This is a genomic window from Edaphosphingomonas haloaromaticamans (genome assembly GCF_001853345.1).
Classification (GTDB): domain Bacteria; phylum Pseudomonadota; class Alphaproteobacteria; order Sphingomonadales; family Sphingomonadaceae; genus Sphingomonas_E; species Sphingomonas_E fennica.
Map to the genome: position 1 here is coordinate 4,122,564 of NZ_MIPT01000001.1, position 25,407 is coordinate 4,147,970.

The following is a 25,407-nucleotide window of genomic DNA, read 5'->3' on the forward strand; positions in this document are numbered from 1 at the left end:
CGGGGAAGCGGGGACATGGAAGCGCAAGGCCCGACGCTGATGGGGGTGGATGTCTACATGGTGGCGACCCTGCTCGCCGCCGTGGCCACCTTCGCGCTGCTCGTCGCCATCTATGCCGCCACCACGGTGCGCGATCCGATGGCCAAGCGCGTCAAGGCGCTGAACGAGCGGCGGGAGCAGCTGAAGGCCGGCATCACCGCTTCCACCGGCAAGCGCCGGGTGAAGCTGAACGCCACCAACGAAACCGCCGATCGCATGCGCAGCTTCCTCAATTCGATGAAGGTGCTGCAGGACGAGCAGCTCAAGCAGGCGCAGATCAAGCTGATGCAGGCCGGCATCCGATCCAAGGATGCGGCGATCGCGGTGATCTTCGGCCGGCTGGTGCTGCCGGTGGTGATCGGCGGCGGCGTGTTCCTGGCGATCTACGTCTTCGGCTGGCTGGGCGACTGGAGCCCGTTCAAGAAATCGCTGATGGCGGCGGGATCGCTGCTGCTCAGCTACAAGGCGCCCGATCTCTACGTCCAGAACAAGATTTCCAAGCGTACGGCCGCGATCCGCAAGGGCCTGCCCGACGCGCTCGACCTGCTGGTGATCTGCGCCGAGGCCGGCCTTACCGTGGACGCCGCCTTCCACCGCGTCGCCAAGGAGCTGGGCAAGGCCTATCCCGAGCTGGGCGACGAATTCGCGCTCACGGCGATCGAGCTCGGCTTCCTCACCGAACGGCGCGCCGCCTTCGAGAATCTCGCGATGCGCGTCGATCTGGATTCGATCCGCGGCGTCGTCACCACCATGATCCAGACGGAGAAATACGGCACGCCGCTGGCCTCCGCGCTCCGCGTGCTTTCCGCCGAATTCCGCAACGAACGGATGATGCGCGCCGAGGAAAAGGCCGCCCGCCTGCCCGCGATCATGACGGTGCCGCTGATCTGCTTCATCCTGCCGGTGCTGTTCGTCGTCATCCTCGGCCCGGCGGCCTGCTCGATCTCGGACAACCTCATCAACCGCTGATATGGGGAACCCGGCGGCGGGGCCATGCGCTCTGCCGCCGGGAACCAGACCAGGCGGAGCGCATCCCGTGCCATCGATCCATGACGCCGCCGCCCGTGGCTATTCGGCGCGGGCGGAAACCTATCGGAGCGGCCGGCCCGATTATCCCGCGGAGGTCGCCGGCTGGCTCCGCGACGTGATCGGCCTCGCACCCGGCCGTGTCGTCGTCGATCTGGGCGCGGGCACGGGCAAGTTCCTGCCATGGCTGCGCGGGACCGGGGCACGGACCATCGCGGTCGAGCCCGTGGCGGCGATGCGGGACAAGCTGGCCGCCGACAATCCCGACATCGAATGCCTCGCCGGCACCGCCGAGGCCATTCCCCTGCCGCCCGCGTCGGCCGATGCGGTGATCTGCGCGCAATCCTTCCACTGGTTCGCCAATGCCGCCGCCCTGGCCGAGATACGCCGCGTGCTGGCGCCCGGCGGCATGCTGGGGCTGATCTGGAACGCGCGCGACGAAAGCGTGGACTGGGTGGCGCGGCTAAGCGCGATCACCGATGCCCATCAGGGCGATGCCCCCCGCTACAAATCGGGCGCGTGGCGCAGCCTTTTCCCGGCCGAGGGATTCGCCGCCGTCGGCGAGGCGCATTTCCGCCACGCGCATATCGGCCCCGCCGATCAGGTGGTGCTGGACCGCACGCTTTCTACCAGCTTCATCGCCGCCTTGCCGCCCGCCGGGCAGGAGGCGGTGGCCGCCCGGGTCCGCGCACTCATCGCCTCGACGCCGGCCCTGGCGGGAGAAGAAACCGCCTTCCCCTATGAGACCGCCGCCTTCGCCTTCCGCAAGACGGACTGATCGCGACGGAACGTCGGACGGCGGCAGCCGTTGGCCTCCACACGATCAGGAGAGGCGATGACGATGCTCAGCTTTTCGCCAAATCAATGGGCGGTGCTCGCGCTGGTGCTGGTGCTCGGCTGGCTGCTGGGGCTGCTGTCGCGATCCGGCGGCGCGAAATGGCGCCATCTCTACGAACAGGAGCGCAGCGATCATCAGGCGACGATCGCCGATCGCGATGCCCGGATCGCGGCGGCCAACGCCCGGATCGCCGAGCTGGAACGGACGGCGCCCGCCATCGGCGCGGGCACGGCCGGCGCCATCGCGGCCGCCGCGCGCGGCGGCGTGGACGACCTCACCCGCATCCACGGCATCGACCGCAACGAGGAAGTCCGCCTGAACGAGGAAGGCTATGCCCGCTTCCGGGACATCGCACGGATGAGCGATGGCGACGAAGCCACGCTCGAAGGCCGGATGGGCTATGAGCCCGGCCGCATCGCCCGCGAAAACTGGCGCGGGCAGGCCGCCGCCCTCGCGGAGGGCCGGGCGCCGGAATATCGCCAGGCCTGAGGACCGCCCCTCCCCGCCTGCCGATCGGACGGAGAGGGGCGGCGCATCTCAGCCCTTCTTCTTCAGCGCCGCCTGCGCGGCGGCAAGCCTTGCGATCGGCACGCGATAGGGCGAGGCCGACACGTAATCGAGGCCGGTTTCCTCGCAGAAGGCGATCGAGGCCGGATCGCCGCCATGCTCGCCGCAGATGCCCAGCTTGATGCCGGGGCGCGTCTTGCGGCCGCGCTCCGCCGCCAGCTCGATCAGCTCGCCCACGCCTTCGACATCCAGGCTCACGAACGGATCGCGGGCATAGATACCCTTGTCGACATAGGTGGTGAGGAAGCGGCCGGCATCGTCGCGGCTGACGCCCAGCGTCGTCTGCGTCAGATCGTTGGTGCCGAAGGAGAAGAATTCGGCGACCTCGGCGATCTCGCCGGCCTTGAGCGCGGCGCGCGGCAGCTCGATCATCGTGCCGACCAGATAGTCGATGGTCCGGCCCTTCTCGGCGAACACCGCCTTGGCGGTGCTGTCGATCACGTCCTTCATCAGCTCCAGCTCGCGCTTCGTGGCGACGAGCGGGACCATCACCTCCGGGATCGGCGCCGCGCCGCTCTTCTCCGCGACGGCGACGGCCGCCTCGAAGATGGCGCGGGCCTGCATCTCGTAGATTTCGGGGTAGGTGACGCCGAGGCGGCAGCCGCGATGGCCGAGCATCGGGTTGAATTCATGCAGCTCCGCCGCGCGCCGCTTGAGCGCCTCGACGCCGACGCCGGCCGCCTCGGCCACCTCGCTGAACTCCTCCTCCGCATGGGGCAGGAATTCGTGCAGCGGCGGATCGAGCAGGCGGATCGTCACCGGCAGGCCGGCCATGATCTCGAAGATCTGGACGAAGTCGCCGCGCTGTTCGGGCAGCAGCTTCTCCAGCGCGACGCGGCGGCCCTTCTCGTCCTCGGCCAGGATCATCTGGCGCACCGCGGTGATGCGCGCGGCATCGAAGAACATATGCTCGGTGCGGCACAGGCCCACGCCTTCCGCGCCGAAGGTGCGCGCGGTCTTGCAGTCCAGCGGCGTTTCCGCATTGGCGCGGACCTTGAGGCGGCGCACCTTGTCCGCCCAGCCCATCAGCACGCCGAAATCGCCGGCCAGCTCCGGCTCCACGGTCGCGACCTTGCCCACCATCACCTCGCCGGTCGATCCGTCGATGGTGATGACGTCGCCTTCCTTCACCTCGCGCCCGCCGACGCGGAACAGCCGCGCCTTGGCGTCGATGGCGAGGCTGCCCACGCCCGACACGCAGGGGCGGCCCATGCCGCGCGCCACCACGGCGGCGTGGCTGGTCATGCCGCCGCGCGCCGTCAGGATGCCCTTGGCGGCGTGCATGCCGTGGATATCCTCCGGCGAGGTTTCGACACGGACGAGGATCACCGCATCGCCCAGCTCGGCGCGATGCTCGGCGGTGTCGCTGTCGAACACGGCGATGCCGGATGCCGCGCCCGGCGAGGCGGGCAGGCCCTTGGCGATCACGTCGCGCGGGGCGTTGGGATCGAGCGTCGGGTGGAGAAGCTGGTCGAGCGCGGCCGGATCGACGCGGGCGACGGCCTCCTCCTCGCTGATCAGCCCTTCATTGGCCATGTCCACCGCGATCTTCAGCGCGGCCTTGGCGGTGCGCTTGCCGTTGCGGGTCTGGAGCATCCAGAGGTGCCCGCGCTCCACGGTGAACTCGATATCCTGCATGTCGCGATAATGCGTTTCCAGCAGGTCGAACACCTTGGCGAGCTGGCCGTAGACCTCCGGCATCGCCTCTTCCATCGACAGCGGCTTGGCGCCGGCGGCCTCGCGCGCGGCCCGGGTCAGATATTGCGGGGTGCGGATGCCCGCCACCACGTCCTCGCCCTGCGCGTTGATCAGGAATTCGCCATAATAAGCCCGGTCGCCCTTGGAAGGATCGCGGGTGAAGGCGACGCCGGTGGCCGACGTGTCGCCCATATTGCCGAACACCATCGCCTGCACGTTGACGGCGGTGCCCCAGTCGGCCGGGATGTCGTTCAGCCGGCGATAGACCTTGGCGCGTTCCGACTGCCAGGAACCGAACACCGCGCCCACCGCGCCCCACAGCTGCTCATGCACGTCCTGCGGGAAGGGCTTGCCCCATTGCTCCTCGACGATCGCCTTGTAACGCTTGACCAGCGCCTGCCAGTCGGCGGCCGAAAGCTCGGTATCGAGGCTGTAGCCCTTGTCCTCCTTGGCGATCTCCAGCGCTTCCTCGAACGCGCCGTGGTCCAGCTCCAGCACCACGTCCGAATACATCTGGATGAAGCGGCGATAGCTGTCCCAGGCGAAGCGATCGTCGCCGGAAATCGCGGCGAGCCCGGCCACGGTCTCGTCATTAAGACCGAGGTTGAGCACCGTGTCCATCATCCCCGGCATGGAAGCCCGCGCGCCCGAGCGGACCGACACCAGCAGCGGATCGGCGGCGACGCCGAACTTCTTGCCCGTCACCGCCTCGATATGGGCGATGCCGTTCGCGACTTCGGCCTTCAGGCTTTCGGGGAAGGACTGGCCCTCCTCATAATAACGCGTGCACATCTCCGTCGAGATGGTGAAGCCCGGGGGCACCGGCAGGCCGATCGAGGCCATTTCCGCCAGGTTCGCGCCCTTGCCGCCCAGGAGGTTGCGATCCCCCTTGCCGCCATCCGAAACACCGCCGCCGAAACGGTAGACGTATTGCGTCATCAACTCTCACCCTCGTTGAGCCGCCGCCGAAGTTGAGGAAGTTGAGGATTGCGATTGCGCTTCCTCAACCTCCCCCGGCGGAGGCGCTTCAGCCCTCGATCCTCGAGAAATCAGCCACTTCATGCACCGCCGCGCGGATGCGTGAGAGCAGCCCCAACCGTGCCGTCCGTTTGGCGGGGTCGGCATCGTTCACCGTCACCTTGTCAAAGAAGGCGTCGATCGGCCCGCGCAGGCCGGCCAGCGCCTGCATCGCGCCCTCGAAATCCTCGGCCGCGATCGCGGCCGCCGCCTTCGGCTCGGCCACGTCGAGCGCGGCGACCAGATCAGCCTCTTCCTTTTCGGGCGTGTAGGACAGCCCCTTCTCATCCGTCATGCCAGCGAAGGCTGGCATCTCGTGCGGCCGAACGCCCGCGCCTTCGCCCGAGGCCCCAGCCTTCGCTGGGGTGACGGGCAGGGATTCAACCCCCTCCTTCTTCAGGATGTTGGCCGCGCGCTTGTAGCCGGCCAGCAGGTTGCGCCCATCTTCGGTGGAAACGAACGCCTGCAGCGCCTTCACCCGGGCGAGCAGGCGGACGAGATCATCCTCCCCGCCGAGCGCGAACACCGCGTCGATCAGGTCATGCCGAACGCCGGCCTCACGCTGCTGGACCTTGAGGCGGTCGGCGAAGAAATCGAGCAGGTCGGCCGGAATGGCGAAGCGCAGGCCGTTGTCCATCAGCAGGCGGATGATGCCGAGCGCGGAGCGCCGCAGCGCGAACGGGTCCTTGGAGCCGGTCGGCGTTTCGCCGATGGCGAAGAACTGCTCCAGGCTGTCCAGCTTGTCCGCAAGGCTGACGGCCACCGTCACCGGCGCGGTGGGCACTTCGTCGCCCTGCCCGACCGGCTTGTAATGGTCGCGGATCGCATCGGCCACCGCATCGGGCAGCCCCTCGGCGCGGGCGTAATAGCCGCCCATGATGCCCTGAAGCTCGGGAAACTCGCCGACCATGCCGGTGACGAGATCGGCCTTGGCGAGGCGCGCGGCCTGTTCGGCGAGGTCGGCCAGCGCCTCTTTCGTCATGCCAGCGGAGGCTGGCATGACGACACCGGATTCCACCAGCCAGCGCGCCAGCTTCGCCACGCGATCGACCTTGTCGGCGACGGTGCCGAGCTTTTCGTGGAAGACGATCTGGTCGAGCTTCTTCGCATTTTCGGCGAGCGGGACCTTGAGGTCCTGTTCCCAGAAGAAGCGGGCGTCGGAAAGCCGCGCGGCGAGCACCTTGCCGTTGCCGGCGGTGATCGCGGCGCCGCCATCCTTCGCATCGATATTGGCGACGCAGATGAAGGCGGCGGCGAGCCGGCCGGTCTGATCGTTCAGCACGAAATATTTCTGGTTGGTGCGCAGCGTGAGCTGGATCACCTCGCGCGGGACTTCCAGGAAGGCCGCGTCGAACCGGCCGAGCAGCGGCACCGGCCATTCGGTGAGGCCGGCATTTTCCGCCACCAGCCCTTCGTCCGGCACCACGGCGAGGCCGGCCTCCGCCGCCAGCGCGGCGGCGCGATCGCGGATGATCGCCTGCCGTTCCTTCGGGTCCAGGATGACATGGGCGGCGCGCAGCTTGGCGGCATAATCGCCGGCATTGCCGATCGTGATCTCGCCCGGATGGTGGAAGCGGTGGCCGAGCGTCGCGGCGCCCGAACGGATGCCATCGACCGCGCAATCCACCACGTCGTTGCCGAACAGGGCGACGATGCCCTGCAGCGGCCGCACCCAGCGCAGCGATCCGCTGCTGGCCGATGCCGCGCCCCAGCGCATCGACTTGGGCCAGGGGAAGGCGGCGACGATCGCGGGGATCGCCTCGGCCAGAACCTCGGCGGTCGCGCGGCCGGGCTTGTCGATCACCGCGAACAGCACGGCATTGCCCTTGGGATCGGTGCGCTCGACCAGCTGGTCGCGGGTGAGGCCCGTCTTCTTGAGGAAGCCTTCCAGCGCCTGCGCCGGCGCATCGGCGCGGGGGCCCTTCAGCTCCTCGCTCACCGCCGCCGTTTCCACGGGCAGGCCGCGCGCGATCAGCGCGAGCCGGCGCGGCGTGGCATAGGTTTCGATCCCATCGGCCTTGAGGCCGGCCCTGGCGATCTCGCCCTCGAACAGGCGGGCGAGATCGGCGCAGGCCTTTTCCTGCATCCGCGCGGGGATTTCCTCGGAACGAAGCTCAAGCAGGAAGTCCATCATGCCCGAACTCCCTTTTCTGCCACCCCGGCGAAGGCCGGGGCCTCGTGCGGCCCGTGCTCCGGGACGCGGAGGGAGAGGCCAGCCGGCGCTGGCATGGCGCGATTGTGGAAAGCCATCCTCACGCCTCCCACCCGTTGTGGCGCATCCACGCCTCGCAGCAGCCCTTCGCCAGATCGCGCACCCGGCCGATATAGGCCTGCCGTTCCGCGACCGAGATCACGCCCCGCGCCTGCAGCGTGTTGAAGATGTGACTGGCCTTGATCGCCTGGTCGTAGGCCGGCAGCGGCAGCGGCTTTTCCCGGTCCAGCAGCGCGCGGCATTCGTCCGCCGCCTGGGTGAACTGGCGGAACAGCACCTCGGTGTTCGCCGCCTCGAAATTATAGGCGGAGAATTGCCGTTCATTCTCCAGGAACACGTCGCCATAGGTGACGCCGTCGTCGTTGAAGGCGAGGTCATAGACCCGGTCGACGCCCTGGATATACATGGCCAGCCGCTCGAGCCCGTAGGTCAGCTCGCCGGCCACCGGCTTGCAGTCGAAACCGCCGACCTGCTGGAAATAGGTGAACTGCGTCACTTCCATGCCGTCGCACCAGACTTCCCAGCCCAGCCCCCAGGCGCCGAGCGTCGGGCTTTCCCAGTCATCCTCGACGAAGCGGATGTCGTGCAGCAGGGGATCGATGCCGATCGCCGCCAGCGATCCCAGATACAGCTCCTGCAGGTTGGGCGGGCTGGGCTTCAGGATCACCTGATACTGGTAATAATGACCCAGCCGATTGGGGTTTTCGCCATAGCGGCCGTCGGTGGGCCGGCGGGAGGGCTGCACATAGGCCGCCTTCCACGGATTGGGGCCGAGCGCGCGCAATGTTGTTGCGGGATGGAAGGTGCCGGCGCCCATTTCGACATCGTAGGGCTGGAGAATCACGCAGCCCTGCTTGCTCCAATAATCATGGAGCGTCAGAATAAGCCCTTGAAAGGAAAGTTTTTCCGGCATTGATCCCCGATATTTCTTCGCATCTGCAAAAATCGCGGCGGACCCTAGCGGCGCGAAGGCATAGCGGCAAGCTGCTTGACCCCGGCTTGCGGGCGGCCCGCCGACACCGGATAAGGCGGGCCATGACGCTCATCTCCAGGCTGCTCTCCGCCGTCCTCGCCATCACGCTCGCCGCCTGCGGCCCCGCCGCCAGCCCACCCGCAGCCGCGCGGGTGGCGCAGGAAGGCCATCCGGCGCTGTGGAAGCTCGCCGACGAGGATACGACCATCTACCTGTTCGGCACCATCCATGTGCTGCCGGCCGGCTATGAATGGCGCGATGCAGCAATCGACGCGGCGATCGACCGGTCGGACGCGCTGGTGATCGAGGCGGTGATCGACCGGACCGATCCGGCCAAGGCCTTCGCGCTGCTCAGCCGGCTGGGGACGACGCCCGGCCTGCCGCCGCTGCTGGACCGCGTGCCCGCCGACAAGCGCGAGCAGCTTGCCGCGCTGATCGCGCGCAGCCGCCTGCCCCAGCCCTTCCTCGACGGGATGGAGACGTGGAGCGGCGCGCTGATGCTGATGCCGGTGCTGATGAGCGACCTGGGCCTCGACGGGGGCATGGGCGTGGAGGAGCAGCTCGAGGCGCGTTTCAAGGCGGACGGGCGGCCGATCGAGGGGCTGGAGACGGCCGAGCAGCAGCTCCGCGTGCTCGATGGCCTGCCGGAGGACGTGCAGCGCCAGTTCCTGGTCGCGATGATCGACGACGGCACCGCCCAGAAGGCGGAGTTCGATGCGATGCTGGCCGCCTGGTCGCGCGGGGACGAGGCGGCGATCGCGGCGACCTTCGACAAGGACGTGCGCGTATCGCCCGAGCTGCGCGCAGCCCTGCTGGTCCGCCGCAACGCGGCTTGGGCGGATTGGCTGAAGGCGCGGCTGGACCGGCCGGGCACGATCTTCGTCGCGGTGGGCGCCGGCCACCTCGCCGGCCCGGCTTCGGTGGTGCGGATGCTGGAGGCGAAGGGGCTGAAGGTGGAGCGCGTGCAATAAAGGCCGGCCGTCCCGTCCGCTTTTGACTCTTGCCCCCCGCTCGGCTATGCGCGCGCCTCCCGTTCCGGTCATCCCTGGAGGCGGTTCGGGCAGATTCAACCCAAGCGAACTGGAGACATGATATGAGCGACACGCTCACGCTGTCGGCCGAGACGCGCGACCGGGCAGGCAAGGGAGCCTCCCGCGCCATCCGTCGTGAAGGCCGCGTCCCCGCCGTTATCTACGGCAACAAGCAGGAACCGCTCTCGATCCATCTGGAAGAGAAGGTGCTGGTGAAGGCCCTGCATACCGGCCACTTCATGAACAGCGTCGTGCTGATCGACGCCGGCGGCCAGCAGATCCGCACCCTGCCGAAGGACATCCAGTTCCACCCGGTCACGGACCGTCCGCTCCACGTCGATTTCCTGCGCATCGGCGAGCACACCACCGTGCACGTCAACGTGCCGGTGACGTTCACCGATGAAGATGCCGCCCCCGGCATCAAGCGCGGCGGCGTGCTCAACATCGTCCAGCACGAGATCGAGCTGATCGTCGACGCGGCCGAGATCCCCGACGAGATTTCGATCTCGCTCAAGGGCCTCGATGTCGGCGCCTCGATCCACATCTCCGAAGTCGCGCTGCCCAAGGGCGCGAAGCCGGCGATCGCCGATCGCGACTTCACCGTCGCGACGATCGTCGCGCCGTCCGCGCTGAAGAGCCAGGAAGGCGACAACGAGACGCCCGCCGAAGGCGAAGGCGAATAACGATCGAGCCGGCGCGGCCTTCGTCCGATCGCATCGGGCGAGCCGCGCCGGCAAATCGGCTTGCGACATTTTCCTGCCCGTCGGATGATGCGATCCGACCGGAAAATGATCCTTTCAGGAAGCGGGAGAACAGCATGCGCGGTGCCAGGATTGCTTTGGGGGCCGCGTGCCTCGCCCTCCTGCCCCAGACGCTGCTGAGCGGAACCGCATTGGCCCAGGCCAAGCCCGCGCCCGCCGCCAAGCCCGGCGATCGCGACGCCTTCTGCTTCATCGCCACCGCCGCCAGCCTTGCGGCGATGCGCCAGAATGAAGCCAAGCTGACCGAGGACAACAAGAAAGCGCTGCCCGCCCTGGTGCAGGCCGTGCCCTTCTTCGCCGGCCGCGTGACCAAGCGGGTTTCGGGCGATGCCCTCACCAAGGTGCTGCGCGACGAGGAAGCCACCTTCCGCGCCAGCAATCGCGGCGTGGAGGCGGTGAACTGCCTCAACATCTTCAGCAGCGGCATGAAGACGATCATCGAGGCGACCCAGCCCGGCGCCACCAAGGCTTCCCCCGCGCCAGCGCAAAAGAAGTAACGGCCGCCCCGCGCGGCCGACGATCGCGGAATTCCACTGATGCCACAATTATGGGTCGGCCTGGGCAATCCCGGCGCGCAATATGCGATGCATCGCCACAATGTGGGCTTCATGGCGGCGGACGCCATCGCCGAAACCCACGGCTTCGGCCCGGAAAAAAAGGGCTTCCAGGGCTGGGTGCGCGAAGGGCGGATCGGATCGCACAAGATCCTGCTGCTGAAGCCCGCCACCTTCATGAACGAAAGCGGCCGCGCCGTGGGCGAGGCGATGCGCTTCTACAAGCTGGACACCGGCGACGTCACCGTATTCCATGACGAGCTCGACCTCGCGCCCTTCAAGGTGAAGGTGAAGACCGGCGGCGGCACCGCCGGGCATAACGGCCTGCGATCGACCGAGGCGCATATCGGCAACCCCTTCCGCCGCGTGCGCATCGGCATCGGCCACCCCGGCCACAAGGATCGGGTGACGGGCCATGTGCTGGGCAATTATGCCAAGGCCGAGATGGACGACCTGGCCGGGATGCTGGGCGCCATCGCCGGCGAGGCGCGCTGGCTGGCCGATGGCGACGACGCCCGCTTCATGAGCGAGATCGCGCTGCGCCAGCAGGAGTGAGGAAATATCGATGCCCAGCCGTTCGCTGTTCGCGACCCGCTTCTACGAGGACAATATCGGCGACGACGCGCTCGTCGCCGAGCTGGAGGATGCCGTGCGCGCGCTGGCGGCGGAGGATGCGGCGGGGCGCCGCTGGTCCCGCGAGCATGGCTATCGCGGCTATACGAGCTACGCCTCGCTCGCCGATCTGCCGCTGCGCGATCCGCGCTTCGCCGATCTGGTGCGCATCCTCAATCGCCACGTCGCCCGCTTCGCCCTGGATTGCGCCTTCGATCTCGGCGGGCGCAAGCTGAAGCTGGACAGCCTGTGGGTGAACCTGCTGAAGCCCGGCGGCATGCATTCGGGCCATATCCACCCGCACAGCGTGGTTTCCGGCACCGTCTATATCGCCATCCCGCCCGGCGCGGGCGCGCTGAAGCTGGAAGACCCGCGCCTGCCGATGATGATGGCCGCCCCGCAGCGCACGGCCGATGCGCCCGAGGATCTGCACACCTTCGTGCGCGCCGTCCCCGCGCCGGGCACCATCTTCCTCTGGGAAAGCTGGTTGCGGCACGAGGTGCTGGCCGGCGACGGCAAGCCCGACCGGATCAGCATCAGCTTCAACTATCGCTGAGCGCCGATCGCCGCCGGCCCTGGCGGGCGCGCGAGGCTAGCGCCGGGGATTGCCGAAATCGGTGGCCCCGCCCTGGGCGCCGGCGCCGCCTTCATGGCTGGCCTCGCCGCCGTCCACGGCGCCAGCCCCGGTCCTGCGGCGGATGGCGGCGCGTTCCGCTTCCACCCGTTCCTCGATCAGTTCCTCTTCGGCGCTGGCCGGCTTCCTGCTTTCACCCATTTCATGCTCCTGCATGGCTGGAACGCCCCTCGGACGACCAACGAAACAGGGTCCGGCCCGTTCCGGCGATGCGGCGAACGGTGACGGAAGCTGGATTTCGCGCCGCGAACCGCCTATCGGCTGTCGCGATCCTCGGGCCGATCCCGGCCCCTTCCAAGACACAAGGTATCTCCATGGGTTTCCGCTGCGGCATCGTCGGCCTCCCGAACGTCGGCAAGTCCACCCTGTTCAACGCGCTGACCGAGACGGCGGCGGCGCAGGCGGCCAATTATCCGTTCTGCACGATCGAGCCCAATGTCGGCCAGGTCGCCGTGCCCGATCCGCGCATGGCGGAAATCGCCAGGATCGCCGGATCGGCCAAGATCCTGGAGACGCAGCTCGCCTTCGTCGACATTGCCGGCCTGGTGCGCGGCGCATCCAAGGGCGAAGGGCTGGGCAACCAGTTCCTCGCCAATATCCGCGAGGTGGACGCCATCGTCCATGTGCTGCGCTGCTTCGAGGATGGGGACATCACCCATGTCGAAGGCAAGGTCGATCCCATCGCCGATGCCGAGACGGTCGAGACCGAGCTGATGCTCGCCGATCTCGAATCGCTGGAAAAGCGGGTGCCCGCCTTCGCCAAGAAGGCCGCGCAGGGCGACAAGGAAGCCAAGGCCGCGGCCTCGGTGCTGGGCCAGGCGCTGGACCTGCTGCGCGACGGCAAGCCCGCGCGGCTGACCGAGCCGAAGGACGAGGATGAGAAGCGCATCTTCGAGACCGCGCAGCTGCTGACCGCCAAACCCGTGCTCTACGTCTGCAATGTCGAGGAAGCATCCGCCGCCAACGGCAACGCGCATTCCGCCCGCGTGTTCGAGAAGGCGGCCGCCGAAGGCGCCAGGGCGGTGATCGTATCCGCCGCGATCGAGGCGGAGATCGTCGGCCTCGACCCCGCCGACCGGGCCGATTTCCTGTCCGACCTCGGCCTCCAGGAAACCGGCCTCGCCCGCGTGATCCGCGCGGGCTACGATCTGCTCCACCTCATCACCTTCTTCACCGCCGGCCCCAAGGAAACCCGTGCCTGGACCGTGGAGAAGGGCGCCAAGGCCCCGCAGGCGGCCGGCGTGATCCACACCGATTTCGAACGCGGCTTCATCCGCGCCGAAACCATCGCCTATGCCGATTACGTCGCCTACAAGGGCGAGGCCGGCGCCCGCGAGGCCGGCAAGCTCCGTTCCGAAGGCAAGGAATATGTAGTGCAGGACGGCGATATCATGCTGTTCCGCTTCAACGTCTGATCCCGAACGGGCATATCGCGATGATGGCGGCCGCCGGCGCCGTCATCATCGCGTCGCATTGACGCGTCACAGCCCAGCCCATGTCCATGAAATCCGTTCGTTTCCTGCCCGCCCTCGCCGCCTCCCTCGCCTTCGGCCTGCTTTCGGCCTGCGCCCATGTCGCGGCCGGGCCGGCGCCGGTTGCCGCCGCGATCGAGGAACAAGCGCCCGTCACCATCCTGGTTTCGATCGACGGGTTCCGGCCGGACTATCTCGATCGCGGGCTGACCCCGAATCTGAACGCGCTCGCGGCGGGCGGGGTGAAGGCGGCGATGCGGCCGTCCTTCCCGTCCAAGACCTTCCCCAACCATTATGCGATCGTCACCGGGCTGCGCCCCGATCGCAACGGCATCGTCGGCAACAAAATGGAAGACCCGCGCCGGCCGGGCGTGACCTTCACGCTGGGCGACGCCAAGCAGGCGCTCGATCCCTTCTGGTGGGACGAGGCCGAGCCGATCTGGGTGACGGCCGGCGCGCAGGGCGTGCGCACCGCCACCCTGTTCTGGCCGGGATCGGAAGTGGCCATTCACGGCCGCCGGCCGGACGACTGGTGGCGCTATGACGAGAATATCCCCAACAGCCAGCGGGTGGATGCGGTGATCGACTGGCTGCGCCGCCCGGCGGCGAAGCGGCCGCGCCTGCTGACGCTCTATTTCGACACGGTCGACACCACCGGCCACGCATATGGGCCGGCGGCGGCGGAGACCGACGGGGCGATCGCCGAGGTGGACCGGCGGATCGGCGATCTCGTGGCCAATCTCGCCGCTATCGGCCAGCCGGCCAATATCGTCGTGGTTTCCGATCACGGCATGGCCGCGACCAGCGACGACCGGGTGATCCGCATCGACCGCATCGTCGATCCCGCCACGATCCGGCTGGTGGCGGACGGCCCCTATGCCGCGATCGATCCGGTGGCCGGCAGCGACGCCCGGTTGGCGGGCGAACTGCTGAAGCCCCACGATCATATGCAATGCTGGCGGAAATCGGAGATTCCGGCCCGTTTCCACTTCGGCGCCAATCCGCGCGTGCCGGCCTATCTGTGCCTGGCCGATCCGGGCTGGCTGATCTTCGCCGCCCAGCCCGCATGGCCGGCCAAGGGCGGCAATCACGGCTATGACAATGACGCGCCGGACATGCGCGCCACCTTCATCGCCGCAGGCCCCGGCATCGGCGGGCGCGGCACGCTGCCCGTTTTCGACAATGTCGATGTCTATCCCCTTCTCGCCCGCCTCGCCGGCATCCGCCCGCGCGAGACGGACGGCGATCCCGCGACGCTGGCCGGGATCGTGGCCGGGCGCTGACGTCCCTTCCGGGGGGACTTTCCTCCGTAACGCATCGCCCGCATGATGCCGCCTCCATCGATCGATGCGAGGAGACAAGCGATGAAGATCGTAAGGCAGGGTTCGGCCGCCTGGTCGGGCGGATTGAAGGACGGGCGCGGCGCGATCAGCACCGAAAGCGGCGCGCTGGATGCCTATCCCTATGGTTTCGCCTCCCGCTTCGAAGGGCAGAAGGGATCGAATCCGGAGGAGCTGATCGGCGCCGCCCACGCCGCCTGCTTCACCATGGCGCTGTCGCTGATCCTGGGCGAGGCCGGGCTGACGGCCGAGAAGATGGAGACCAGCGCCAAGGTGACGCTGGAGAAGCAGGATCAGGGCTTCGCCATCACGGCGAGCGCGCTGACGCTCAAGGCGAAGATTCCCGGCGCCAGCGACGCGCAGTTCCAGGAGCTCGCCGCCGCCGCCAAGGCCAATTGCCCGGTCTCCAAGCTGCTGAAGGCGGATATCAGCCTGGAGGCGACGCTGGAGGGGTGATCCCGGATCGCCGGGCGGAGTCGGGATGGCGCGCCGCTCGCGGTGGTGCCCCCCTCGACTGCGCTCGCGACGATGCGGCTGTCAGGTCAGGCGCTTCCGCCTGACCTGAACCGGCCTCAGTGGCGGAAGTGGCGCATGCCGGTGAAGACCATGGCGAGGCCGGCTTCGTCGGCCGCCGCGATCACCTCCGCGTCGCGGATCGATCCACCCGGCTGGATCACGGCGGTGGCGCCCGCCTCCACCGCCGCCAGCAGGCCATCGGCGAAGGGGAAGAAAGCGTCGGAGGCGACGGCCGAGCCGATGGTGCGCGGTTCCGCCCAGCCGGCCTTCTCGGCCGCGTCCCTGGCCTTCCACGCGGCGATGCGCGCGGATTCGAGGCGGTTCATCTGGCCCGCGCCAACACCGGCGGTGGAGCCGCCCTTGGCATAGACGATCGCGTTCGACTTCACATGCTTGGCCACCGTCCAGGCGAACAGGCAATCCTCCAGCTCCTGCGCGGTCGGCTGGCGCTTGGTCACCACCTTCAGCATGTCGCGCGTCACGCGGCCATTGTCGCGCGACTGGACGAGCATGCCGCCCGCGATCGACTTCATCGTCAGGCCGGGGCGCGCGGGATCGGGCAGCTCGCCGGTGATGAGCAGGCGGAGATTCTTCTTCCTGGCGAAGACGGCGCGGGCGGCCTCGTCGGCGGCGGGCGCGGCCACCACTTCGGTGAAGATGCCGGAAATCGCCTCCGCCGTCGGACCGTCCAGCGGGCGGTTGACGGCGATGATGCCGCCGAAGGCGGACACGCTGTCGCAGGCGAGCGCGGCTTCATAGGCCTCGATCAGCGTATCGGCCGATGCGACGCCGCAGGGATTGGCATGCTTCACGATCACCACGGTCGGCGGGCCGTCGCGGAATTCGCTCACCAGCTCCAGCGCGGCATCGGCATCGTTGTAATTGTTGTAGCTCAGCTCCTTGCCCTGCACCTGCTCGGCCTGGGCGATGCCGCGCGCGGACGGGCCGGTGGGGAGGTAGAGCGCCGCCGACTGGTGCGGATTCTCGCCATAGCGCAGCTCCGCGCCCTTCTTCAGCGGCACCGACAGCGCCTGCGGGAAGGATTCGCCCAGATCGGCGAAGGCGAACCAGGAGGCGATCGTCGCGTCATAATTGGCGGTCGCGGCGAAGGCGGTCGCGGCGAGGCGGCGGCGCAGCGCGAAGGAGGTGGCGCCGGCCTTCTCGTCCATCTCGGCGATCAGCGCGCCATAATCGGCCGGATCGGTGACGATCGCGACGAAGGCATGGTTCTTGGCCGCCGAACGGACCATGGACGGGCCGCCGATATCGATATTCTCGATCACCTCGTCGCGTTCCGCGCCCTTCGCCACGGTCTGCGCGAAGGGGTAGAGGTTGACGACGACCAGATCGATCATGCCGATCGCATGGTCGGCGGCGGCGGCCATGTGCGCGGCATCGTCGCGCACCGCCAGCAGGCCGCCATGGACCTTGGGGTGCAGCGTCTTGACGCGGCCGTCCATCATCTCCGGGAAGCCGGTGAGGTCGGAAATGTCGCGCACCTCCAGCCCCGCCTCGCGCAGCGCCTTGGCGGTGCCGCCGGTCGAAACCAGCTCCACGCCGTGGCGGGCGAGCGCGCGGCCCAGATCGGCGAGGCCGGTCTTGTCCGATACGGATAGGAGGGCGCGGGTGATCTTCACGTCGGTCATGGGGCCAAGAATCCTGATGGGGAATTTGGCGCACCCGTTACGGCAATGGCGCCCGCGATTCCACCCGAGTCTTGCCCCGGCGGGGCTGAATCAGCCCGCGCGCTTGAACTGCCAGCTCACCGTGGAGCCGCCGGCGGCGGCCTGCCCTTCGATCACCAGCTGGTGCGTCGGGCAGGGCTGGCCGGTGGGATCGATCCACAGGCTCTCCTCCAGCGTCAGCGTGCCGCCCCGGCAGCGGAATTGCCACGGGCGGCCATCGCCCACCCGCAGCAGGGCGCCGAGGCCATCGGCCGTCTGCGTCACCTCTATCCCCGGCGCGAGGTGGAAGCGGACGGCGAAATGGGCGGCCGCCCCGCGCCGCCGCCGGCCGGCGGGCAGCAGCACGTCCTCGCCGCGCAATTCGCGCCCGTCGGCGGCCAGCGCAAGCTGGCGCTGGTGGACGAAGCCGAAGCGGCGGACATAGCCGTCATGGCTGGCCTCCACCCGGCTGCCGCCGTCATTCTCCTGCCGGTCGAGCTCCACCTCGCCGACCCCGCGTCCCAGCGAGCCATCGGCGTGGATGGCGGTGGAATTGCTGTCCGCCATCACCAGCGTGGAATGGGCGGCGGTGGACCGCAGCGCCTCGGCCAGCGCATCCGGCAGGCGCTGGCCGCCCCGGCCGCCGCCGCAATTGACGATCAGCCGCTGGCCGGCATCGGAAAATTCGAAGCCCAGCGTGGAGGCGCAGCCGCCCTGCGCCAGCCGCGACACCGGCGGCGGCGCGGCATCGATCACCACCACCGCCTGGCCGCAGGCGAGCCGCTGATAGCCCCAGTCGCGCGCCTGGCGAAGCGGGCGGGCACGCACCGTGGAGGCTTCGACCGCGGCGGAAATGCGCTCGGCGGAAACGGGGGCGCCGCCCTGCCAGCTGGAAAGCGCGCCATCGCCCATGACGACGCCGAGCAGCGCCGGCACCGCGCGTGCCAGCGCATCCTCCACCAGAGGCGATACATCCCGCCTGCGGGCGAGATAGACGCTGCGCAGGTGGGAAAGCAGCTCGATCAGTTCGAGCTGGGCGACCGGCGAGCGGTTGGCGAGGCCGCCGTCGCCATAGAGCGCCTGCGCCAGCGCGCGGCCCAGCCCCGCCTCGCCATGCGCGAGCCGCTGCTCGCCGCCGGGAATGAGGAGGCCCGCCGCGACGACGCCGCACCAGGCGGCGATCCGCGCCGGCCCCTGCGGCGCCTTGTCCGCCCCGCGATCGAGGTGGCGGGCGCCGCGCGCCAGGCTGTTCAGCACCGCCGATCGATAGACCAGATCGCCGCTGGAAAGGATGAAGGGCGCGTAGGACGCCCAGAACAGGATGCGCCGCCCCCACAGGTCCGCGCGCCAGGCGGGCTCGGCGACATGGTTGCCGAAGGCGGCCAGCCACTGCTTCAGCAACTGCTCCGCAACCGGCGCGCCGCGTTCGCGCGGGGCGGCGGCGGCCAGATCGCGCAGCCAGGCGAAGCTGTGGATGTGATCGGCGAAATCGGCCGACACGCCAAGGTTGGAGAAATCGAGCGAGGCGAGCGCGATCGCCTCGCCGCGATGGAGGATGCCGCCTTCCAGGATCGCCTGGCCCGCATGGGCATCGCCCACGATCGGATCGGCGGGCACGGCCAGCAGCTTCAGCGGATAGCGGCCGCGCAGGCGGAGCGCGTGGAGCGGCGTGCGCCACGCCAGCTTGTGCAGGCGATTTGCGAGACGTTCTGCCAAGGAAAGCCCCTGATCACCGGCCACGCGGATCAGCCGCTTGCCGGGTTCGATCCCGTCCTGCCCGTCGATCGCGGGCGGATCGATCGGGCCGGCCCTGCTCACGCCGCCTTCAGCGCCGCGATGTTGGAGGCGTAGGCCGATGGCCCGCCCCGGAAGGTGGCGGTGCCGGCCACGAAGACATCGGCCCCAGCATCGCGCGCCGACCGGATGGTGCCGACGTCGATGCCGCCGTCCACCTCCAGGTCGATCGGCTTGCCCAGCTTGTCGATCATCTTGCGGATCGCCTCGATCTTGCGGAGCTGGCTGGAAATGAAGCTCTGCCCGCCGAAGCCGGGATTGACGCTCATCACCAGGACGAGATCGATCTCCTCCAGCAGATAATCGAGCATCTTGGCCGGCGTCGCGGGATTGAGCGAAACGCCCGCTTTCTTGCCGAGCGCCTTGATCCGCTGGACGGTGCGGTGCGTGTGCGGGCCGGCTTCGGGATGGACGGTGATGATATCGGCGCCCGCCTCGGCAAAGGCATCCAGATAGGCATCGACCGGAGAGATCATCAGGTGGACGTCGAACGGCTTGGCCGAATGGGGGCGCAGCGCCTTCACCACCGCCGGGCCGATGGTGATGTTGGGCACGAAATGCCCGTCCATCACGTCGACATGGATCCAGTCCGCCCCGGCCGCGTCAATGGCGCGGACCTCCTCGCCAAGCTTCGCGAAGTCGGCGGACAGGATGGACGGAGCGATACGGACAGGCGCGGTCATGGGCATATTCGCTTAATGACCCCGGAGCATCGGGGCAAGCGGCGTCGCTGGCGCCTGCCGCCCATCCGGCAAGGTTGACCCGATCAGCCCGGCGCCAAGCAGCAACAGCAGCTTCACGTCCATCATCACCCCCGCGCGGCGGCGTTCGTTCACGAAATCCGCGACCTCGTCCAGCGGCACGCGGTGGACGACGATATTCTCGCCCTCCACCCCGCCGCCGGGGCCGACGCGCACCAGATCGCGCGCGACAATCAGGGTGAAGGTTTCGGAAACCATGCCCGGCGAGGCGGCGAAGCAGCCCGCATTCTCCAGCCGGCCGGCGCGATAGCCCGTCTCCTCCTCCAGTTCCCGCCCGGCGGCGGCCTCGATCGGCTCGCCGGCCACATCGTCACCCACCAGCCCGGCGGGCAGTTCGAGGCAGGGCGCGCCCAGCGGCACGCGATATTGCTCCACCAGCAGCACATGGCCGTCGTCCACGGCCAGGATCACCGCGGCGCCGATGCCCCGCGCGCGGCCGACATATTCCCATTTTCCCTTGCGGCGCGCCTCGATGAAGCGGCCCTGCCACAGGATTTCCGCGGGCTGATCGGCATCGTCCGGCAGCGGATGTCCGGCAGCAGAATGTTTTTGGACAGGATCGTGATTCATGCTTCGATCGTTAGGCGAGCGGCCATGCCGTCGCAACGGCGGCCTTGCCATGACGGCACCGAAACGGGAAAGTCGATCGACCAGCAGGGAGACGGGTTCATGCTCAAGGAATTCAAGGCATTCATCAATCGCGGAAACGTGCTCGACCTCGCGGTCGCGGTGATCATCGGTGCCGCGTTCAGCAAGATCGTATCGTCGCTGACCGACGACATCATCATGCCGGTCGTCGGCAAGCTCTTCGGCGGGCTCGATTTTTCGGGCTATTTCATCCGCCTTGGTGAGATTCCCGCCAATTTCGCCGGATCGGCCAACAGCTATGCCGATCTCAAGAAGGCTGGCGTGCCGCTGCTCGGCTATGGCGAGTTCATCACCGTCGCCGTCAATTTCCTGATCGTCGCCTTCATCATCTTCCTGATCGTGCGCGCCGTGAACCGCGCCATCCCGCTGGAAGGCCCCGCCGACACGCCCGACGTGGCGGTGCTGAAGGAGATCCGCGACGAGCTGAAGAAGCGGCCCTGAAGCCTGCCGGCACAATCCAGTCCTGCCGCCCGCCGGGCCTTCTCAACGCCATCGCGCCGCACTATATGGGTGGTGCCGGGTTCGCCCGGCTATGGCGATAAATGATGTCGTGGAATAGATGCAGCGGACCCGGGGGCGGTACCCGGCGGCTCCACCAGAAACCCCTCGCCGATCCGGCAAGGGGCTCCTGACGGGGCCGAACTAGGATCGACGTGTGTTCAAAGACGATGTTTTTGCCCGGCCTGAATGCGCCGTAAAACCGTTCAAACCTACAAGTGCCAACGACAACGAGGCGCTCGCGATTGCCGCGTAACCTAGTCCTCACGGACGAAGTTACAAAGCTTTAGCGCGGTTCGGTCCGCACCGGGCAACAGAAGCGGAATCCAGCGGCACGGGGAGCGCCGGGCAACAGAAGCTCCCCACTTCCCATCCGGCGGCATTCCTCGCGCCGATTCCCCTTTATATTTCAGCGGCTCTCCCGGCGCTTTCGCTGGCGCTCGTCAACGCCCCATCCGGCTTTCCGCAACGCTTCGTCGCGATTCTGGGAACTGCGCGCGCTTTCAACGCTTACATCCTTTCGTCGCGCAACGATGCCGCGGCGAAACGAACGGCGGCCGACGGCCCCGTTCGGACTTTTGGTGTCGCGATTGCGCGTTGCAGGAGGCGCAACCGGAATCGCGCTGGGACGAAGCAGGGGATTTGCATGAATCGCATGATCAAGCTCACCGCCATCGCGGCTTTCGCCGCGCTTGCCGCCTGCGGTGGCAAGGGCGATGACTCGTTGGCCGCCAATGTCGAGCAGGCCTATGACAACCAGGCCGACCAGCTCGATGCGATCGCGGACAACACCACCAACGACGCGCAGGCCGATGCCATCGAGGATCAGGCCGACACGCTTCGCCGGGAAGGCGATAACCGGGCCGACGCGATCGACGCGGCCGATGTGAACGCGGCCGCCACCCACAACGGGCTGTAACCTTCCCCGCAATTCCGGGAACGGACCGGCGGAAACAGAAAAGGGGGCCGATGGCCCCCTTTTCCATATTCCGATCCGGGAAAGTGGATCAGTCGTCGTCGCGCTTCAGGAAAGCGGGCGCGAATTCCGGCGCGGGGCCGTCATCATTGTCCCGCTCGCGGCGCGGACCGCGATCGCCGCGATCACGGCGCGGGCCGCGATCGCCACCCTCGCGGCGGCGGTCGCCACGATCACCCCGATCGCCGCGATCACCCCGGTCGCCACGCGGACCGCGATCGCCGCCTTCGCGCGGCTCGCGCGCGGGGCGGGTATCTTCCAGCTCGGCGCCGGTTTCCTGATCGACGACGCGCATCGACAGGCGCACCTTGCCGCGCTGGTCGACTTCCAGCACCTTGACCTTCACTTCCTGGCCTTCGGACAGGACGTCCGACACCTTGGCCACGCGCTCGTTCTTGATTTCCGAGACGTGGACCAGGCCGTCGCGGCCGCCCATGAAGTTCACGAAAGCACCGAAATCGACGAGGTTCACCACCTTGCCGGTGTAGACCTTGCCCACTTCCGGCTCGGCGACGATGCCGATGATCCAGTTCTTCGCGGCCTCGATCTTGTCGAGGTCGGACGAGCTGATCTTGACGGTGCCGTCATCCTCGATGTCGACCTTCGCGCCGGTCTGGGCGACGATCTCGCGGATCACCTTGCCGCCGGTGCCGATCACGTCGCGGATCTTTTCCTTCGGCACGGTCATCGTCTCGATGCGCGGGGCATGGGCCGAAAGCTCGGTGCGGGTGTGATCCAGCGCCTTCGCCATCTCGCCCAGGATGTGGGCGCGGCCGTCGCTCGCCTGGTGGAGCGCGACCTTCATGATCTCCTCGGTGATGCCGGCGATCTTGATGTCCATCTGCAGGCTGGTGATGCCCTCGGACGTGCCGGCCACCTTGAAGTCCATGTCGCCCAGATGATCCTCGTCACCCAGGATGTCGGACAGGACGGCGAAGTCCTTGCCTTCCAGGATCAGGCCCATGGCGATGCCGGACACCGGGCGCTTGATCGGCACGCCGGCATCCATCAGCGCCAGCGATCCGCCGCAGACGGTGGCCATCGACGACGAGCCGTTGGACTCGGTGATGTCGGACGTCAGGCGGATCGTGTAGGGGAATTCCTCCTTGGTCGGCAGCACGCCGTGCAGCGCGCGCCACGCCAGCTTGCCATGGCCGACTTCGCGACGGCCCGGCGCGCCGAAGCGGCCCACCTCACCCACCGAATAAGGCGGGAAGTTGTAGTGGAGCATGAAATGCTCGTAGCGCAGGCCGTTCAGCCCGTCGATCATCTGCTCCGCATCCTTGGTGCCCAGGGTGCAGGTCGAGATCGACTGGGTTTCGCCGCGGGTGAACAGCGCCGAGCCATGGGCGCGCGGCAGGAAGTGCGCTTCCGCCACGATCGGGCGGACGGTCTTCGTGTCGCGGCCGTCGATGCGGCGGCCATCCTTGAGGATCGCGGTGCGGACGATCTCCGCCTCCAGCTTCTTGACGAGCTTGGAAGCGACCATCTGGTCCTGCGGGCTCGCATCGGCGAAGGCTTCCTTGGCCTTGGCGCGCGCCGCGTTGAGCGCGTTCGAGCGATCGGACTTGTTGATCAGCTTGTAGGCGGCCGCGATATCCTTACCGACGAGCTTCTTGAGCTTCGCCTTCATGGCGCTGGTATCGGGCTGGGCGGCCAGTTCCCACGGGTCCTTGGCGGCGGCTTCGGCGAGATCGATGATCGCGTCGATCACCTTCTGCATCTCGCGATGGCCGAACATGACGGCGCCGAGCATCACGTCTTCCGAAAGCTCCTTGGCTTCGGATTCGACCATCATCACCGCATCGTGGGTGCCGGCGACGACGAGGTCCAGATCGCCCTCGGCGACCTGCGCGTCGGTCGGGTTCAGGATATATTCGCCATCCTTGTAACCGACGCGGGCGGCGCCGATCGGGCCCATGAAGGGCACGCCGGAAAGGGTGAGCGCGGCCGACGCGGCGATCATCGCCAGGATATCGGGCTCGTTCTCGCCGTCATAGCTCAGCACCTGGGCGATGACGTTGATCTCGTTGTAGAACCCTTCCGGGAACAGCGGGCGGACCGGGCGGTCGATCAGGCGGGAGACCAGCGTCTCCTTCTCGGTCGCGCCGCGTTCACGCTTGAAGAAGCCGCCGGGGATGCGGCCCGACGAGAAATACTTCTCCTGATAATGGACGGTGAGCGGGAAGAAATCCTGCCCTTCCTTCACGCTGCGCGCAGCCGTGACGGCGCAGAGCACAACGGTTTCGCCGAGGGTCGCGACCACCGCGCCGTCGGCCTGGCGGGCGACACGGCCCGTTTCCAGAGTGAGCGTCTGGCCGCCCCACTGGATTTCCTGCTTCTTGATGTCGAACATCTCTTTTCCTTCCTGCCGCCGGCCCTATGCCGGCGGGGCCTGTAGCGGGGCCGGCATCCGGCCCCATGGTCGGGCGTCCTGCCCGAAACCGGATCACGGCCGTATGCCGGATCCGGGAGGATGTTCCGGGGCGAAATCCTGATCCCCGAAACGAGAAACGGCCCCGCGAGGGGGCCGTTCCGGTCAGTGGCTTCAGCTCACTTGCGAAGCCCGAGCTTGGCGACGATGTCCGCGTAGCGGCCCGCATCTTCCCGCTTGAGGTAGTCGAGAAGGCTGCGACGCTTGTTGACCAGCATCAGCAGACCACGACGCGAATGGTTGTCCTTGGCGTGGGTCTTGAAGTGCTCGGTCAGGTTGGCGATGCGCTCCGAAAGGATCGCGACCTGGACTTCGGGGCTGCCGGTATCGCCTTCGCCACGGGCGTGGGTGGCAATCAGCTCGGCCTTGCGTGCAGCGGTAATCGTCATTCAATTCATCCTTCGACATCGCGAATGTTGAAGCCGCGCACCACCCGTATCTCCGGGCCGGAAACCTCCACGAGGGCGACGGGGACTTGGCCCGATACCGCCAGATGAAGGCCTTGGTGCTTGGCGATCCCGATCAACTTCCGCCCCTCGCGGAGCGCCCTTGCCTGATCGGGACTGACCGCGAGAGCCGGGATGTCGTCCAGCCCCGCCGTCAATGGCAGGAGTATGTCTTCAAGCGCGTGGCCCTTAGCGGATTCCTCCAGCTTGTCCAGCGAAATCGCCTGATCCAGGGTGAATGGCCCCGCCTTGGTCCGCCGCAACATGGTGACGTGGCCAACGGTATCAAGGGCATAAGCGATATCGCGGGCGAGGCTGCGGATATAGGTGCCCTTGGAGACGCGCGCCGAGAGCGTGGCGCCCGTCCCGTCCCATGCCGAAAGCCGGAGATCGTGGATCGTGACGGCGCGGGATTTCAGCACCACCTCCTCGCCGGCGCGCGCCAGATCATAGGCCCGCGCGCCATCCACCTTCAGCGCGGAGAAAGCGGGCGGCACCTGATCGATCGGGCCGGTGAAGCGCGGCAGCACCGCCTCCACCGCCGCGCGCGGCGGCCGGACGTCAGAGGTGGCGATCGCCTTGCCCTCGGCATCCAGCGTGTCGGTCTCCGTGCCGAAGCCGATGGTGAAGTCATAGGCCTTGTCGGCGTCCAGCATCCGCCCCGAAAGCTTGGTCGCCTCGCCCACCGCGATGGGGAGCACGCCGGAGGCAAGCGGATCGAGCGTGCCGCCATGGCCGACCTTGTGCTTGCCATAGCCGCCCTGGCGCAGCACCCGCTTCACCGCCGATACCACCTGCGTGGAGCCGATGCCCACCGGCTTGTCGATTATGATCCATCCGTCCATCGGCGGGCGTCTAGACCATTTTCCGCGCGCGGGGACCGGAAAATGCGGTTG

24 protein-coding genes and 1 other RNA gene are annotated in these 25,407 nt (G+C 67.9%); 14 read left to right on the plus strand and 11 right to left on the minus strand.

Translation table 11 applies throughout. The features are described from left to right. Positions 1–15 precede the first annotated feature (15 nt). The 3 genes from BHE75_RS19100 (at position 16) to BHE75_RS19110 (ending at position 2,392) form a co-directional block, all read left to right on the plus strand. Entirely contained in the window at positions 16–1,008 is a 993-nt protein-coding gene (locus BHE75_RS19100) for a type II secretion system F family protein (protein ID WP_015458235.1), read from the plus strand. Positions 1,009–1,075: 67 nt separating this feature from the next. Next, the gene (locus tag BHE75_RS19105; protein WP_070934848.1) at positions 1,076–1,843 is read left to right on the plus strand and encodes a class I SAM-dependent methyltransferase; all 768 of its coding nucleotides are present in this window, start codon (positions 1,076–1,078) and stop codon (positions 1,841–1,843) included. Between the two features lie 57 nt (positions 1,844–1,900). Then, on the plus strand, positions 1,901–2,392 hold the full coding sequence (locus tag BHE75_RS19110) for a hypothetical protein (RefSeq protein ID WP_254684509.1): 492 nt from the start codon (positions 1,901–1,903) through the stop codon (positions 2,390–2,392). A 48-nt stretch (positions 2,393–2,440) separates the two neighbouring features. Here the strand turns inward: BHE75_RS19110 and ppdK are convergent, their stop codons facing one another. From ppdK to BHE75_RS19125, 3 genes are all read right to left on the minus strand, one after another. After that, the gene (gene ppdK / locus BHE75_RS19115) at positions 2,441–5,107 is read right to left on the minus strand and encodes a pyruvate, phosphate dikinase (RefSeq protein ID WP_070934850.1); all 2,667 of its coding nucleotides are present in this window, start codon (positions 5,105–5,107) and stop codon (positions 2,441–2,443) included. Between the two features lie 88 nt (positions 5,108–5,195). Further along, positions 5,196–7,319 carry a glycine--tRNA ligase subunit beta gene (gene glyS / locus BHE75_RS19120; protein WP_070934852.1) on the minus strand — a complete coding sequence of 708 codons (2,124 nt, stop codon included), beginning with the start codon at positions 7,317–7,319 and terminating at the stop codon, positions 5,196–5,198. Between the two features lie 118 nt (positions 7,320–7,437). Then, complete coding sequence (locus BHE75_RS19125) at positions 7,438–8,310, minus strand: glycine--tRNA ligase subunit alpha (protein WP_015458240.1); 873 nt, start codon at positions 8,308–8,310, stop codon at positions 7,438–7,440. A 122-nt stretch (positions 8,311–8,432) separates the two neighbouring features. On the opposite strand from BHE75_RS19125, the gene BHE75_RS19130 reads away from it, so the two are divergent. From BHE75_RS19130 to BHE75_RS19150, 5 genes are all read left to right on the plus strand, one after another. Beyond that, positions 8,433–9,341: a TraB/GumN family protein gene (locus BHE75_RS19130; RefSeq protein WP_070934854.1), complete on the plus strand. Its 909-nt coding sequence runs from the start codon at positions 8,433–8,435 to the stop codon at positions 9,339–9,341. Positions 9,342–9,463: 122 nt separating this feature from the next. After that, positions 9,464–10,084, plus strand: coding sequence for a 50S ribosomal protein L25/general stress protein Ctc (locus BHE75_RS19135; protein WP_015458242.1), 621 nt, complete (start codon positions 9,464–9,466; stop codon positions 10,082–10,084). 134 nt (positions 10,085–10,218) lie between these two features. Then, complete coding sequence (locus BHE75_RS19140) at positions 10,219–10,659, plus strand: hypothetical protein (protein WP_015458243.1); 441 nt, start codon at positions 10,219–10,221, stop codon at positions 10,657–10,659. A 39-nt stretch (positions 10,660–10,698) separates the two neighbouring features. After that, on the plus strand, positions 10,699–11,271 hold the full coding sequence (gene pth, locus BHE75_RS19145) for an aminoacyl-tRNA hydrolase (protein ID WP_070934856.1): 573 nt from the start codon (positions 10,699–10,701) through the stop codon (positions 11,269–11,271). A gap of 10 nt (positions 11,272–11,281) precedes the next feature. Continuing rightward, positions 11,282–11,884, plus strand: a complete 603-nt coding sequence (locus BHE75_RS19150; RefSeq protein WP_070934858.1) for a TIGR02466 family protein — start codon at positions 11,282–11,284, stop codon at positions 11,882–11,884. 36 nt (positions 11,885–11,920) lie between these two features. Here BHE75_RS19150 and BHE75_RS19155 read toward each other — a convergent pair whose 3' ends face one another. Beyond that, positions 11,921–12,103, minus strand: coding sequence for a hypothetical protein (locus BHE75_RS19155; RefSeq protein ID WP_139181775.1), 183 nt, complete (start codon positions 12,101–12,103; stop codon positions 11,921–11,923). 173 nt (positions 12,104–12,276) lie between these two features. On the opposite strand from BHE75_RS19155, the gene ychF reads away from it, so the two are divergent. The 3 genes from ychF (at position 12,277) to BHE75_RS19170 (ending at position 15,230) form a co-directional block, all read left to right on the plus strand. After that, the gene (gene ychF / locus BHE75_RS19160) at positions 12,277–13,377 is read left to right on the plus strand and encodes a redox-regulated ATPase YchF (protein WP_070934862.1); all 1,101 of its coding nucleotides are present in this window, start codon (positions 12,277–12,279) and stop codon (positions 13,375–13,377) included. Positions 13,378–13,463: 86 nt separating this feature from the next. Beyond that, complete coding sequence (locus BHE75_RS19165; protein WP_070936156.1) at positions 13,464–14,717, plus strand: ectonucleotide pyrophosphatase/phosphodiesterase; 1,254 nt, start codon at positions 13,464–13,466, stop codon at positions 14,715–14,717. A gap of 81 nt (positions 14,718–14,798) precedes the next feature. Further along, positions 14,799–15,230: an OsmC family protein gene (locus BHE75_RS19170; protein ID WP_070934864.1), complete on the plus strand. Its 432-nt coding sequence runs from the start codon at positions 14,799–14,801 to the stop codon at positions 15,228–15,230. Between the two features lie 116 nt (positions 15,231–15,346). Here the strand turns inward: BHE75_RS19170 and purH are convergent, their stop codons facing one another. From purH to BHE75_RS19190, 4 genes are all read right to left on the minus strand, one after another. Further along, the gene (gene purH, locus BHE75_RS19175) at positions 15,347–16,936 is read right to left on the minus strand and encodes a bifunctional phosphoribosylaminoimidazolecarboxamide formyltransferase/IMP cyclohydrolase (RefSeq protein ID WP_015458250.1); all 1,590 of its coding nucleotides are present in this window, start codon (positions 16,934–16,936) and stop codon (positions 15,347–15,349) included. A gap of 90 nt (positions 16,937–17,026) precedes the next feature. Next, a complete protein-coding gene (locus BHE75_RS19180; RefSeq protein ID WP_070934866.1) occupies positions 17,027–18,772 on the minus strand; it encodes a heparinase II/III family protein in 1,746 nt (581 codons plus the stop codon). Next, positions 18,769–19,431: a ribulose-phosphate 3-epimerase gene (rpe, locus tag BHE75_RS19185; protein ID WP_015458252.1), complete on the minus strand. Its 663-nt coding sequence runs from the start codon at positions 19,429–19,431 to the stop codon at positions 18,769–18,771. Before rpe ends, BHE75_RS19180 begins: the two co-directional genes overlap by 4 nt. A gap of 12 nt (positions 19,432–19,443) precedes the next feature. Continuing rightward, positions 19,444–20,079, minus strand: coding sequence for an NUDIX hydrolase (locus BHE75_RS19190; protein WP_070934868.1), 636 nt, complete (start codon positions 20,077–20,079; stop codon positions 19,444–19,446). A 99-nt stretch (positions 20,080–20,178) separates the two neighbouring features. On the opposite strand from BHE75_RS19190, the gene mscL reads away from it, so the two are divergent. From mscL to BHE75_RS19205, 3 genes are all read left to right on the plus strand, one after another. Then, positions 20,179–20,598: a large conductance mechanosensitive channel protein MscL gene (gene mscL, locus BHE75_RS19195; RefSeq protein ID WP_015458254.1), complete on the plus strand. Its 420-nt coding sequence runs from the start codon at positions 20,179–20,181 to the stop codon at positions 20,596–20,598. Between the two features lie 35 nt (positions 20,599–20,633). Next, positions 20,634–20,983: a transfer-messenger RNA gene (ssrA, locus tag BHE75_RS19200) on the plus strand. Between the two features lie 318 nt (positions 20,984–21,301). Further along, on the plus strand, positions 21,302–21,574 hold the full coding sequence (locus BHE75_RS19205; RefSeq protein WP_070936158.1) for a hypothetical protein: 273 nt from the start codon (positions 21,302–21,304) through the stop codon (positions 21,572–21,574). An 88-nt stretch (positions 21,575–21,662) separates the two neighbouring features. Here the strand turns inward: BHE75_RS19205 and pnp are convergent, their stop codons facing one another. From pnp to truB, 3 genes are all read right to left on the minus strand, one after another. Then, the gene (gene pnp / locus BHE75_RS19210) at positions 21,663–23,987 is read right to left on the minus strand and encodes a polyribonucleotide nucleotidyltransferase (protein WP_070934870.1); all 2,325 of its coding nucleotides are present in this window, start codon (positions 23,985–23,987) and stop codon (positions 21,663–21,665) included. A 197-nt stretch (positions 23,988–24,184) separates the two neighbouring features. Next, positions 24,185–24,454 carry a 30S ribosomal protein S15 gene (gene rpsO / locus BHE75_RS19215; RefSeq protein ID WP_015458257.1) on the minus strand — a complete coding sequence of 90 codons (270 nt, stop codon included), beginning with the start codon at positions 24,452–24,454 and terminating at the stop codon, positions 24,185–24,187. A 5-nt stretch (positions 24,455–24,459) separates the two neighbouring features. Then, the gene (gene truB, locus BHE75_RS19220; protein WP_070934871.1) at positions 24,460–25,356 is read right to left on the minus strand and encodes a tRNA pseudouridine(55) synthase TruB; all 897 of its coding nucleotides are present in this window, start codon (positions 25,354–25,356) and stop codon (positions 24,460–24,462) included. Positions 25,357–25,407 lie beyond the last annotated feature (51 nt).